Consider the following 12301-nt stretch of genomic DNA (forward strand, 5'->3'; position numbering starts at 1 on the left):
AACGTCCGAAATGGTCGATCCGCTCACCCAGGTCGTCGGGTTACTTCAGCCCAGCGCCTCGTTCTCCAAGTTGGTCGTGGCCGGCGGCGCCTGGACGGTGCGCCGCGACGACCACGGCCAGCCGTTCTATGCCGCGGTGCTGGAGGGAGAGTGCCGCCTCGCGATCGATGGTGAGGCGGACATCGTCCTCGCGGCCGGCGACTTCGTGCTGATCCCCGCCGCAAGCGCCTTCGCCGCCTCCAGCCTCGTCGCGCCGTCGGTGGGGCGGGCGCCGCCGCCGGTTGAGGTTGGCGCCGGCGTGTTCCGGCTCGGCCCTCCCGAGGTGCCGCCCGACCTGCGCATGCTGGTGGGGCACTGCACCTTCGCCTCCGACGATGTGGACCTACTTCTGTCGCTCCTGCCCAGGTTCGTCCATGTGCGCGGTGTCGGGCGACTGGCGATGCTGCTCGGCCTCGTGAACGAGGAGACGCGGGCGGACAGGCCCGGCCGTGAAGTCGTTCTTGCGCGGCTTCTGGAGGTGCTCCTGATCGAGGCGCTCCGGTCTACTGCGGGTCCAGCGGCGCCCTCGGGCCTCCTGCGCGGGCTTGCAGACGAGCGCGTGGCTGCTGCGCTGCGCCGGATGCACGAGCTGCCGACCGCTCCCTGGACGGTCGCGGCCCTGGCTCGAGAGGCGGGACTGTCGCGCTCGATATTCTTCGAACGGTTCCGGCGCGAGGTCGGCGTCGCGCCGATGGCGTATCTACTGGCGTGGCGCATCGCGCTGGCGAAGGATCTGCTTGGTCGTGAAGGTGCCGGCGTGGCGGAGGTGGCCGAGCGTGTGGGCTACGGGTCTGCCAGCACCTTCAGCACCGCCTTCTCTCGTCATGTCGGCAGACCGCCGATCCAATACGCCCGCGAGCAGCGCGCCCACCCTCGCAGCCCTGCGCCTATGAACGTCTAAGAAGTGTGGTTTTCCGCACCGCGGGCGTAATTCATAGCGTCGAGATCGGCGATGAGGCCCCGGCCGTCAGGCTGCCAGCCGAGCCGGGACCGCGTCAGTGTGCTCGACGCCGCCATGTCGGCTCCGGCAAACCCCGCCAACCATCCGAAATGCGCGGCGGCCGCATCAGGCGCGACGGAGGCTGCGGGGACGCCAAGGCCCCGGCCGACGGCTTCCGCGATGGCCCGAAGCGGAACGCCCTCCTCGGAGACGGCATGGTACCGAGCCCCCGCCTCGGCACGCTCCAGGGCCAGCACGTAGAGTCGGGCGACGTCGCGCCTCGGTCCCGCCGCCCAGCGGTTCGCGCCGTCGCCGACATAGGCGGAGACGCCCTTGGCCCGGGCATGTGCGACGAGGTAGGTCACGAGGCCCTGCTTGACGGTATCGTGCACCTGCGGGAGCCGCATCACCGACACGTTGACGCCCGCGTCCAGCAACGCCGCACCCGCCTGTTCGGAAGCGACACGGGGGTTCGGGTGGTCCCTGTCGAAGACGTCCTCGGTAGCCGGACGGCCGGGTGCCGGGCATCCCATCGCCACGCCGGATGTGATCAGAAGGGGCCGATCCGAGCCCTTGAGCGCGGAGCCGAGGGCCTTAATAGCCCGCTCGTCCTTCTCGCAGTTAGCCACGAAGTTCGAAAAGTCGTCGTGATCGAACGCGGCATGGATCACGCCGTTGGCCCGGGCGGCTCCGTCGCGCAGGCTGCTCAGGTCCGTGAGGTCGCCCCGGTGCGGCTCGACCCCCGCCCCGCGGAGCGCCTCCACGCCGGCCTCGGACCGGGTCAGCCCGATCACCTGGTGCCCGGCGTTGACGAGCTCCGGGATGAGCGCCGAGCCGATGAAGCCGGTGGCGCCAGTGAGGAATACACGCAGGGATGACTGTCCGCGTTGTGGAGAGAACCCACTGTCCGGCAGCTGGCGTCATCGTAAAATACGTGACCTTATCGGGGTATAGTCTCTCACAGGATCGCCATGCCGGCCGGCTCGGAGAACACCCTCGGCGCCTATCTACGGGACCGGCGGGCGAAGCTCGACCCGTCCTCGTTCGGGTTCGCGGGCCGCAGGCGGACGCCGGGCCTACGTCGGGAGGAGGTCGCCCAGCGTTCGAACATCAGCGCGACGTGGTACACGTGGCTTGAGCAGGGCCGCGGCGGTGCGCCCTCCGCGGACGTGCTGAACCGCATCGCCGCCGGGCTGATGCTGACCGATGCCGAGCGCGAGCACGTGTTCATGCTCGGCCTCGGACGCCCGCCGGAGGTCCGCTACGCGGTCGCCAAGGGCGTGACGCCCCGTCTACAGCGACTGCTCGACACGCTGGAGACCAGCCCTGCGCTGATCAAGACCGCCACCTGGGACGTCGTTGCGTGGAACCGTGCGTCGGCCGTCGTACTGACCGACTGGGACACGGTCCCGCCGGGCGAGCGCAACATCCTTCGCCGCATGTTCGGCTCCAGTCAGGTTCGCGCGATCCAGCACGACTGGGACAGCGTGGCACGCTACGTGGTCGCCGCGTTCCGCGCGGACGCCGCCCGCGCCGGCGCGGCGTCCGAGGTCGGCGCGCTGGTCGAGGAACTCTGCCGGACAAGCGAAGACTTCGCGGCGCTATGGCGCGAGAACGAGGTGCACCATCACGGCGAGGGGACGAAGCGGCTGAAGCACCCGATCCTCGGCGCCATCGAGCTTAAGTATTCCTCTTTCGCCGTCGACGGCCGCCCCGACCTTGGCCTGATCGTCTACAACCCCACCGTATCGTCCGTCAGAGAGCAGATCCGCAGGCTGGTCGATGCCCGGCCCGGCGACGAAACCCGCGCAGACCCGTTGCTGTAATTACGCCGTAGGCATCGACGTTTGGACATCGCAGCAGCGCCGACCGCGTCGGTGAAGATCGTCCCGTCGTCCATCGAAGACGGGCTCCGCCTTCCCGGATGGCGGCCTAATCATGTGCAACGATGTCGTGTTTGCTTCAGAGCATCGACAAAGAAATCCTGAATGGCCGCACTGGGTCGATAGAAGCTTGTCCGCCTTTCTGGCAAGTCTCATCCGAAGCGGCCGTTCCGCTTTCGGCCAGATCCGGTCCCGCGCTGGACGTCCCTGAATGGCTGGGTTGGGTGGGTTTCTGCCCGTCTGCTCTCGGACGACGAAGAACCGAAGCGGACGTTGCGATCGCGCCCGCTCGCGATCCTTGAAGTAGGACTGGATCATCGAACCGAGGACAGAGGAACAGCGCGCTTCTCGCGCCTCATCGCCAGCCAGCGCCGACGCAGGACCACGGAACGTTCGGGATAGCGTTCGTCGAGAAAGGCGATGGCAGCCAGTCGGTCGGTCAAGAACACCCGGAAGTCCTGCCGCAACTCGCACCACGCCATCAAGACGCGAACGGTCGCGACATAGCCGACCATGAACGGCCGGATGACCCGTTCGCTCGCCGCTCCAGTCTCATCGATGTAGCCGATGGCGAGCTTGCGTCCTTCACGGCACCACGTTCTCAGGCGTGCGATGTCGATATGGTCGTCGTCCCGATGCCGCGCGGGTGGTGTTCCGACCGCCGGATCGTCGATCACCGGACGCAGTTCCTCGGGCACGATCGCGGCGATCTTGGCCAGCACGCTGAGCGCCGCGCGGGCCAGCCCGGCATCGGCATGGGCGATCACCCATTGCGCGCCGAGGGCCACCGCCTCGACCTCGTCCGTGGTCAGCATGAGCGGCGGCAGGTCGAAGCCGCGCTCCAGGACGTAGCCGACACCCGCTTCGCCCCGGATTGGTACGCGCTGGGCGACCAGCGCATCGATGTCACGATAGATGGTGCGCTTACTCGTCTCCAGTTCGGCGGCGATCCGGTCGGCCGTGAGCGGGCCGGACGCACGGCGCAACACCTGGATGATCTCGAAGAGGCGGTCGGCGCGGCGCATGGCCCGTATCCGATGGCGGGCGGTCCTACGATAGTGCCACCAGGATCGCGCACGACATCAAGCTGCCGATCACAAAGAAGGGGGCGTTGAGGGCCGTGTACGCGAAAGGGCGCGGAAACAGCGGATTGATCGCGATGTTGAGGGTCATTGGAACAAGATAACCGACACCGACCAGGGCACCCAGGCCGAGCGCATCCCCGTAAGTCGTGAGGCCGAGGGCACGCAGGAGGATGGCGCTGGTGGCGACGGTGAGCGCTGTGCACGCGAAGGGACCGGCGAGGGACAACAAGCCGGGCTTTTCCTGCGGCTGGTCGGCGATGCCGAGCACGACTGGGTAGTGCTTGCCGACCAACCCCACGAACCACACTGCGCCCAGGGCGAAGTGAGCGACGCTGGCGACTGCAACGGCGAGCCAGTTCACGTGGGAGAGAGCTTCGATCATGGGGCTTATTTCCTTACACCGGCCGTTGCCGAGGCCCCCGTAATAGCGAGGCGCTGCTGCCACCGTGCTGTCAGCAGCGTTGGCGCATCCTGCCGGTTTCCCAAGCCGAACCGCCCATGATCGGTGGCCGACCGATGACCGCTTTTGGTCAATCACGGCAGCTTTCAACACGACCGAGTCGGGTCGGTAGCCGAATGGCGGCTCGGGGTGGGCTTCTGCCGGTCTGCTTTTGGTCGACAAGCGGACGTGGCCGCTCCGCCCTCTTTCGACCCTCTTCCGCACTTCGGAAGGTGCGCTTGCTGGCGCTCTGATCGGCCCTGAACGCGAAACCTGATTGCGACCAGCTCCTGATCATGTCGTCCGCTCCGCGGAACTGCTGGGATGGCCTGCAATGTTTCACCCCTCTTCGCCGACGGGCGGCACTTGCATCTATCCCTATGAAGCGCAGGCAATCTTTACAGATTGCCTTCATAAATGTAGCGTCGTGGGCATGAGCGAGCTGTCCCTTGAGCGAACGTCTGTAAGCGCTGCGGCCTTGGCGCAGGAGCTGCGTGCCCTGGCTGGCCAACTGAAGCGCCGCTTGCGTGAGCAGGGCCATACCGGCGACCTCACACCATCGCAGACCGCCGTCCTTCTACGCCTGGAACGAGACGGTCCCACTACGACATCGGCACTCGCCCGAGCGGAGGGCATGCGCCCACAATCCATGGGGAGCGTGATCGTGGCACTCGAAACCGGTGGACTGGTGAGCGGCGTGCCTGACCCGAAGGACGGACGTCAGACGATCCTGTCGCTGACGGAGCACTGCCGGCAGTGGCTCCGCGATGGTCGGGCAGCGCGGCAGGATTGGCTGTCGCGCACCATTCAGGGCCACCTCTCGCCACAAGAGCAGGAGCAGCTCGCGGCGGCGCTCATCCTGCTCCGGCGCCTCGTCGACGCCTAAGCCGCACTCCCGATCCGGCCAGTGAACCTAATCGAAGGACCACGCCCATGGCGTTGACCACGCTCGATCCAAACACAGCACTCGTCGTCGTCGACCTGCAAAAAGGTACCGTCGGTTCGCCCCCAGCGCCCTCTATGGAGACGGTCGTGGAGCGGAATTGCCGCTTGGTGGAAGCCTTTCGCGCCCGCGGCCTTCCCGTCGTCCTCGTCAACGTCACCGACGTTCCGCCGGGTCGGACGGAGCAGCCGAAGCTCGATACGAGCACGCTTCCCGAGGACTTCGCCGACCTCCTTCCGGAACTCGACCGGCAGCCCGACGACATCGTCGTCACCAAGCGAAGCCAGGGCGCATTCGCTTCCACCGACCTGGAGAAGCGTTTGAGGTCGTCGGGCGTGACGCAGGTGGTGATTACCGGTGTCGCCACCGGATCGGGGGTCGAGTCCACCGCTAGGCAGGCTTACGAACTCGGGTTCAACGTCACGCTCGCGATCGACGCCATGACCGACCGGCGCCCGGACGCGCACGACCACAGCGTGCGGAGCGTCTTCCCGAGGCTTGGGGAGACCGGCTCCACTGATGCAGTCATCGCCCTGCTGAACGAGAGGGGTTAAGATGCCCTCGCTCCCACTCGCGTCCTACCTTCTTGGGGGCGCCTTCCTGGCGAATGCGGTCCCGCACGCCGTCAGCGGCCTGATGGGTAGGCCGTTCCAGAGTCCGTTCGCCACGCCGCGTGGTGAGGGCCTCTCCTCGGCGACCGTGAACGTGCTCTGGGGCTTCGCCAATCTGGCGGTCGGCTACCTGCTCGTGGCCCAGGTCGGCGACTTCGACCCGCGGAACATCTGCCACGTCGCGGCGCTCGGGCTCGGCATGCTCCTGATCGGCGTTCCGCTTGCGCGGCACTTCGGACGCTTCCATGGCGGAAACCTGCCGGAGCGCTCGTGAACGCTCCGGCTCGTGGCGTCTTCCGATCGCTGACCAGCTTCAACTATCGGGTTTGGGTCGCGGGTGCCTTCGTGTCCAACGTCGGAACCTGGGTGCAGCGCACCGCTCAGGACTGGCTGGTGCTCACCGTGCTCACCGATCACAGCGCCTCGGCGGTCGGCACCGTTATGGCGCTACAGTTCGGGCCGCAGCTTCTCCTGTCGCCTTGGACCGGTTACGCCGCCGACCATCTCGACCAGCGCAGGCTCCTGATAGCAACCCAGGCCGCGATGGGCACACTGGCTCTTGCACTCGGTGTCCTCACCGTCAGCGGGATCGTGCAGCTCTGGCACGTCTACGTCTTCGCGGCGCTGTTCGGTAGCGCGGCGGCCTTCGACGCGCCCGTGCGGCAGATCTTCGTGGGCGAACTGGTGGGAGACGCGAACCTCGCCAATGCTGTCGCGCTGAACTCGACCTCGTTCAACGCCGCCCGAATGATCGGCCCGGCCGTGTCCGGACTTGTCATCGCTGCGGTCGGGACTGGATGGGCCTTCCTGATCAACGGCGCCTCCTTCGTTGCGGTGCTGGCATCCTTGTGTCTGCTGCGCGTCGGCGAACTCCACAGGCGTGAGAGAGCAAATCGGCGCGGCAGCATCGCCGAGGGCTTCCGCTATGTGTTGTCTAGGGCCGACCTCAAGATCATCCTGATCATGCTGTTCCTGATTGGCACCTTCGGGCTGAACTTCCCGATCTTCATCTCCACCATGGCCGTCGGAGTCTTCAACGCCGATGCCCGTGGATACGGTCTGCTGTCGGCAAGCATGGCGGTGGGAACGGTGGCCGGTGCGCTCCTGAGTGCCGGGCGGGAGCGCCCGACCTTCGAGACCTTGCTGATCGGGGGCGCCTTGTTCGGATTAGGGTGCGCGCTGGCAGCCATCTCCCCGGGCACTTACACGTTCGCGGCCGCTCTCGCCCTAACTGGCGTGGCGGCCCTGACCTTCACCAATACCAGTAACAGCCTGATGCAGCTGTCGACCGAGCCCGCTATGCGTGGCCGTGTGATGGCGCTGCGCGTCGGCGTCGCTCTTGGTGGCACTCCCATCGGAGCGCCGATCGTCGGCCGGATCGCCGACCATCTCGGACCGCGTTGGGCACTCAGCGTCGGCGCCATGTCCGGCTTCGCGGCGGTGATTGTGGGAGGTTATTTCTTGAGGGGAGAACGGCGTAGGTTAAGGGCGATCCGCCTCGGTCAGCGAGGAGGCTCGCGATGAAATCCTGAGCAAGAACAGAAACTTTACTTGGTGCAATCTAATCATGGTTGAAACGCCCAAGCGGGCCAATCGCTGTATTCTGCGAATGACCAGATGGGTAAGGAGTTTGAGGTCCGCTCTCGGACATCGGGCCAATGGCTGCTTTCGGGAAGCGCCGAAGGCGATCCGGGCGGCTGCTGTGGGTCGGAAGCCGAATGGCGGCTGAGGGTTATTTCCTGCCTGTCCGCTTCTCGGTCCAACAAACCGAAAAGCGGACGCTTCACAGTGCAGCGTGCGATCTTATCGCTACGCGGCGCGCACGGTTGCGAGGAAGCGGTCGACTTCGGCGGTGAGGTGCTCGGACTGACGCGAGAGTTCCGAGGCTGCACCGAGCAGTTGCGTGGCGGCGGCCCCAGTTTCCTCCGAGGCCTGCGCCACGCCGGCGATGTTGGCCGTCACCTCGTTCGTCCCCGCCGAGGCCTGCCCTACGTTGCGCACGATCTCCTGCGTTGCCGCGCCCTGCTGTTCGACCGCAGCCGCGATCGACGTCGCCACGCTGTCGATTTCCCGGATCCGCCCCGTGATCCCGCCGATCGCCGTTACCGCTTGGCCGGTTGAGCCCTGAATCTGAGAAATCTGAGCAGAGATCTCCGCGGTTGCCTTGGCCGTCTGCTCGGCCAGAGCCTTTACCTCCGCGGCGACTACCGCAAAGCCACGACCGGCTTCGCCGGCCCGCGCCGCCTCGATCGTGGCGTTGAGCGCCAAGAGGTTGGTCTGGCCGGCAATGCTCGAGATCATCCCGACCATGTCGCCGATCCGGGCAGCGTTATGGCTGAGAGCCTGGACGAGATGGGCGCTCTGGTCTGCCTCGCCCACTGCGGCCTGCGCAAGATGGGCCGAGCCGGTCACCTGCCGGCTGATCTCCTGCACCGACGAGCTGAGTTCCTCGGCAGCAGCTGCGACTGTGTTGACGTTGGTCGACGCCTCTTCGGCAGCGGCGGCCACGGTCATCGACTGACGCGCCGTCTCCTGGGCGGTCGCGGTCATCTGCTGAGCGGTCGCCTGGAGCTCGGTGGCAGAGGAAGAGACAAGGCCGACGATGCCGCCGACGGCGCGCTCGAAGCCATCGGCGAGCTCGATCATGGTGCGGCGGCGTTCAGCGGCGGCGGCCTCATCGGCGCGGCGCTTGACCTCGGCCTCTTCGGCGGCCTTGCTGGCGACCATGGCCTTGATGCCCTCGACCGCCTTACCCACTGCGCCGATCTCGTCGCCGCGGCTTGCGTCGCGGATTTCGGCGTCGACTTCACCCTGGGCCATCCGCTGCAGCACGGCGACGAGGTTGCCCAGCGGGCGGGCGACCTGCAGGATGATCACGTACACGCCGTAGGCGATGCTGAGCGCGGCGACGACGAGCGCGGTCAAGAACGCGAGGCGCGACCAGCCGGCAGTCGCTTCGGAGCGCTGGTATTCGGCCTCGGCTTCCCGGACCTGCAACGCGGTCAGCTTGCTCAGTGTCGCGGTGGTAACCTGCATGCTCTTCAAAAGATCCGTGTGCGTAGCGTCGAAATTCGAAGCGGCACCGGCGGCGACGCGCTGGAGGATCTCGGTGACGATCACATCGTTCCGATTGATGCGCCCTTGCAGGTCCTTGGCGAGGACCTCCTCCTCCGGGGTTAGGAAAGTCGCCAGATAGGCCGACCACTCCGTGTGGAGCTTCGACATGTCACGATCGATCCTGTCCCTCGCCTGAGCCGGCTCGATCTGCTTGCTGCGCAGCATGCGCGAGGTATCGATCAGGTCATCGTAGGCGTCACGGATGACACTGAATTGCCGAAGGCAGACGACACGATCGTCAAAGACAGTCTTCAGGCTCTGATGACTCCAATGAAGCGCAAGATTTCCTAGTGCGGCCGTTGCAAGCAAGACCAGGCCGAGGCCGCCGAGCAATGCGATGAGCCGCAGTTTGATCGTCATTTTCATGAGGCAGATTTCCAAGCACCGGCACCCGAAGCCGCCGACAGGGCAGCACAACTAGCCGTCATCGACTGGCTACATGGTATAGAGGCAGAGCACCTAAGCTTTTAGACGATATCATCTCAAGCATTGGCATCGAAATTTTTTCGAATTGAAGGTCGCCCGCTGGCTTTGGGCGGCTATAGTAGTAACCCTGGAGCTCTTCGCAGCCGCATTGTCGCAGTCGTTCAGCCTGCTCGCTCGTCTCGACACCCTCCGCCGTCACGGACATGCCGAGCCCTCGGGCCATCTCGCGGATCGCCTGTACGATGACCTGATTGTCCCGCCGCGTCGTCAGTTCTTGAACAAACGAGCGATCGATCTTGATCTTGTCGAACGGGAACATGCGCAGATAACTAAGCGACGAGTATCCGGTGCCGAAATCGTCGAGCGCCACGCGGACACCCAGGGCCCGGATCTGTCGCAAGGTATCGAGCGCGACTGTGACGTCGTCAATCAGGACGGTTTCCGTCACTTCGATCTCGAGACGCGACGGTGACAATCCCGCGGCGGTCAGCGCCGCCAGGATTGTCCGCGGCAATTCCCGATCGCGGAATTGCACGGGGGAAATGTTGACCGATACGCGGCGATCCGCAGGCCAGCGTACCGCCGCCCGACAGGCCTCACCGAGGATCCAGGCTCCGATGGGCACGATGAGGCCACTCTGCTCAGCTGCCGGGATGAAGTCCGCCGGCGCGATCATACCCCGCTCCGGATGATGCCACCGCAGTAGCGCTTCGCAGCCGCTGACACGCCCGGTCCGCGCGCAAATGTAGGGCTGGTAATGCAGCACGAGCTCTTCGCGCGTCAGCGCCGAGCGCAGATCCTGCACGAGACGGTGCCGCTCCTGCAGACGACGATCCATCTCCATCTCGTAGAAGCGGAAGGTGCCGCGCCCTTCATCCTTGGCCCGGTAGAGCGCGGCATCGGCGTTCTTGATCAGCGCGGAGGCCGTCTCTCCGTCCGTCGGGGCGAAGGCGACACCGATGCTGACGCCGATCGTCACCTCGTCGCCGGCGACCGAAAATGACGAGCCCAGCGCGCGGATGACGTTCTGCGCGAGCGCCTCGACTTCCTGCTGACGTTCTCTTTTAGCGACCAAGATCACGAACTCGTCGCCGCCCAAGCGGGCGATATGATCGTCCACCCCGGTCACGGTACGCAGGCGTTGCGCGACTGCCTTCAACAATTCGTCGCCGGAGGGATGGCCGTAGCGATCGTTCACGCCCTTGAAGCCGTCCAGATCCAGGCTGAGCACCGCAAAGCCCCCGCGGCCGTGTTGAAGGAGGCGATCGAGGCTGTCGCAGAAGAGCGTGCGGTTCGACAGATCGGTGAGGGCATCGTGATGCGCGAGATAGGCGAGACGCGCTTCGGCCTGCTTGGCCAAGGTGATGTCGGCACAGACGCCGCGATACCCCGAAAACGCCCCCTGCCCGTCGTGGAACGGCCGGCCCGAGAGCGACCACCATCGCGGAGTGCCGGCGATGGTGAACGGTATGACGACATCGCGAAACGCCGAGCGTGCAGTGATGTGCTCCACAAGCGCCCGTCTCGCGTCAGCGTTCCCGGCGACACCATCGTCCGCCATGAGCTGATCCAGAGCCGTGCCCTGCATAAGCTCGACGGGCCGGTCGAGCGCCTCGACAAAGCGCTGACTCAAATTCCGATACCGCAGCTTGGCGTCGGTTTCCCAAAGCCAGTCGCTCGTTTGATCTTCGTAGTCCTTCAGCAATACACCGATTGTGGCGCCTTGTTCCTCCAACTCGGCCTGCTGCCGTTGGTTGGCGGTAAATAGTGCAGACTGACGCCTTGCAGTGCCTAAAACCGTGACGCCTCCGGCGACAAACAGCAAAGTCAGATACAGCGTGTAGGCGTTGCCCCCGGAGGCGAGGAAGCCTGCGATGGTGAGTCCGCCGACCAAGCCGACGTAGGTGATCGCAGCCGGTAGCACGGGCGCGAGAATGAGGCCGCCTGCCCACAGCAAACCAGTGACGAAGCAGACGACGCAGGTGGCTTCGGCTCCCGTCGTTCGCGACAGCAGCCAAGCGGGCACGCTGGCGAAGAGCAGGGCCATGACGGCCGCCTGCCGTACACGCTTTCGATCGAAACGAAGCGAGGCATAAAGACGTGACGACTGCTTGTTGGTTCGGATCGCCGTGATCAACCGCGCCGTGCAAAGGGCAACGATGATCGCACACCACGAGAGCATCACGACGGGTTGAGCCCGCCAGAGCAGCAGCGTGAGCGGGACGACACAGGCGATGTTGGCCAGCATCATCGCGGGCACGAGCTGATCGATAGCCTCGTGTCGCCGAGCTCGGATGCGACCCAGCTTCAGCTCGTCGGCAGGCAGGTGCGTGTCGAGCGCTTGATCGGGAAGCGGCCCGCCTTGCGGTGCTTCGGCTCGGAATGTCCGCATCAGTCTGACTGTTCCAACTGAAGGATCAGCATGTCCCTTTGTCTGGGGAAGTACGCGGCTCTTATTAAATTTATATGTATCAAGATAGTTTTAGACCGGGTCGTCTTGAGCACCTTTTGTGATGACGGATTTGTTATCGCGACGATTTGACCAGCTGCGAAAGGGAGACGCGCCGCGTTCCCGCCCTCCCGCATTCTTCCGACTTACAACCCGTCGCAGACCGTACCTTGTTGGGACACACCATCCGGGCGAGCGATGTTGGCAACCGTGCGGATGCCCGCCGGTCGGTTTTCCTCACGGCTACCGAAGCAATGGGACCGGGCAATGCTTCGCGAGTTAGGCGGCTCCAGGAAAAAGCCGAGTTATGTCCGCTTGAGGGGAGAACCGATCATCGACTGTTTGTTGGAGATGGGTCGCCAGCGGAAC

Annotated in this window: 11 protein-coding genes; 6 read left to right on the forward strand and 5 right to left on the reverse strand. The window is 65.3% G+C overall.

Features of this window, described 5'->3' with window-relative positions; genetic code table 11:
• Positions 1 to 10: 10 nt before the first annotated feature.
• Positions 11 to 940, forward strand: coding sequence for an AraC family transcriptional regulator (locus tag AC3IF3_RS12225; protein WP_489228962.1), 930 nt, complete (start codon positions 11 to 13; stop codon positions 938 to 940).
• Here the strand turns inward: AC3IF3_RS12225 and AC3IF3_RS12230 are convergent.
• On the reverse strand, positions 937 to 1851 hold the full coding sequence (locus AC3IF3_RS12230; protein WP_489216132.1) for an SDR family oxidoreductase: 915 nt from the start codon (positions 1849 to 1851) through the stop codon (positions 937 to 939). The genes AC3IF3_RS12225 and AC3IF3_RS12230 overlap by 4 nt on opposite strands.
• Before the next feature lie 99 nt (positions 1852 to 1950).
• Between AC3IF3_RS12230 and AC3IF3_RS12235 the strand changes: the two genes are divergently transcribed.
• Complete coding sequence (locus AC3IF3_RS12235; RefSeq protein WP_489228963.1) at positions 1951 to 2805, forward strand: helix-turn-helix transcriptional regulator; 855 nt, start codon at positions 1951 to 1953, stop codon at positions 2803 to 2805.
• Between the two features lie 371 nt (positions 2806 to 3176).
• Here the strand turns inward: AC3IF3_RS12235 and AC3IF3_RS12240 are convergent, their stop codons facing one another.
• Positions 3177 to 3887, reverse strand: a complete 711-nt coding sequence (locus AC3IF3_RS12240; protein ID WP_489216138.1) for a helix-turn-helix transcriptional regulator — start codon at positions 3885 to 3887, stop codon at positions 3177 to 3179.
• A 25-nt stretch (positions 3888 to 3912) separates the two neighbouring features.
• Positions 3913 to 4329 (reverse strand): DUF1761 domain-containing protein, encoded by a 417-nt coding sequence (locus tag AC3IF3_RS12245; RefSeq protein ID WP_489228965.1) that lies wholly within the window; start codon positions 4327 to 4329, stop codon positions 3913 to 3915.
• Positions 4330 to 4819: 490 nt separating this feature from the next.
• Here AC3IF3_RS12245 and AC3IF3_RS12250 point away from each other — a divergent pair, with 490 nt between their 5' ends.
• Genes AC3IF3_RS12250 through AC3IF3_RS12265 form a run of 4 tightly spaced genes read left to right on the forward strand, consistent with a single transcriptional unit; the run spans position 4820 to position 7464 of the window.
• Positions 4820 to 5272: a MarR family winged helix-turn-helix transcriptional regulator gene (locus tag AC3IF3_RS12250; protein ID WP_489216141.1), complete on the forward strand. Its 453-nt coding sequence runs from the start codon at positions 4820 to 4822 to the stop codon at positions 5270 to 5272.
• Between the two features lie 47 nt (positions 5273 to 5319).
• Positions 5320 to 5883 carry an isochorismatase family protein gene (locus AC3IF3_RS12255; protein WP_489228967.1) on the forward strand — a complete coding sequence of 188 codons (564 nt, stop codon included), beginning with the start codon at positions 5320 to 5322 and terminating at the stop codon, positions 5881 to 5883.
• A 1-nt stretch (position 5884) separates the two neighbouring features.
• Positions 5885 to 6214, forward strand: a complete 330-nt coding sequence (locus AC3IF3_RS12260) for a hypothetical protein (protein ID WP_489216143.1) — start codon at positions 5885 to 5887, stop codon at positions 6212 to 6214.
• Positions 6211 to 7464, forward strand: coding sequence for an MFS transporter (locus tag AC3IF3_RS12265; RefSeq protein ID WP_489228969.1), 1254 nt, complete (start codon positions 6211 to 6213; stop codon positions 7462 to 7464). Before AC3IF3_RS12260 ends, AC3IF3_RS12265 begins: the two co-directional genes overlap by 4 nt.
• Before the next feature lie 285 nt (positions 7465 to 7749).
• Here AC3IF3_RS12265 and AC3IF3_RS12270 read toward each other — a convergent pair whose 3' ends face one another.
• Both AC3IF3_RS12270 and AC3IF3_RS12275 read right to left on the reverse strand, forming a co-directional pair.
• Entirely contained in the window at positions 7750 to 9423 is a 1674-nt protein-coding gene (locus AC3IF3_RS12270) for a methyl-accepting chemotaxis protein (protein ID WP_489228970.1), read from the reverse strand.
• Positions 9424 to 9481: 58 nt separating this feature from the next.
• A complete protein-coding gene (locus AC3IF3_RS12275; RefSeq protein ID WP_489228972.1) occupies positions 9482 to 11875 on the reverse strand; it encodes a putative bifunctional diguanylate cyclase/phosphodiesterase in 2394 nt (797 codons plus the stop codon).
• Positions 11876 to 12301: the final 426 nt, after the last annotated feature.

The sequence above is a fragment of the Methylobacterium sp. J-118 genome (assembly GCF_057836565.1).

Coding starts and splice junctions, on each gene's coding strand:
- AC3IF3_RS12225 (WP_489228962.1), top strand. CDS start 11: ATGGTCGATCCGCTCACCCAGGTCGTCGGGTTACTTCAGCCCAGCGCC.
- AC3IF3_RS12235 (WP_489228963.1), top strand. CDS start 1,951: ATGCCGGCCGGCTCGGAGAACACCCTCGGCGCCTATCTACGGGACCGG.
- AC3IF3_RS12240 (WP_489216138.1), bottom strand. CDS start 3,887: ATGCGCCGCGCCGACCGCCTCTTCGAGATCATCCAGGTGTTGCGCCGT.
- AC3IF3_RS12245 (WP_489228965.1), bottom strand. CDS start 4,329: ATGATCGAAGCTCTCTCCCACGTGAACTGGCTCGCCGTTGCAGTCGCC.
- AC3IF3_RS12250 (WP_489216141.1), top strand. CDS start 4,820: ATGAGCGAGCTGTCCCTTGAGCGAACGTCTGTAAGCGCTGCGGCCTTG.
- AC3IF3_RS12255 (WP_489228967.1), top strand. CDS start 5,320: ATGGCGTTGACCACGCTCGATCCAAACACAGCACTCGTCGTCGTCGAC.
- AC3IF3_RS12260 (WP_489216143.1), top strand. CDS start 5,885: ATGCCCTCGCTCCCACTCGCGTCCTACCTTCTTGGGGGCGCCTTCCTG.
- AC3IF3_RS12270 (WP_489228970.1), bottom strand. CDS start 9,423: ATGAAAATGACGATCAAACTGCGGCTCATCGCATTGCTCGGCGGCCTC.
- AC3IF3_RS12275 (WP_489228972.1), bottom strand. CDS start 11,875: ATGCGGACATTCCGAGCCGAAGCACCGCAAGGCGGGCCGCTTCCCGAT.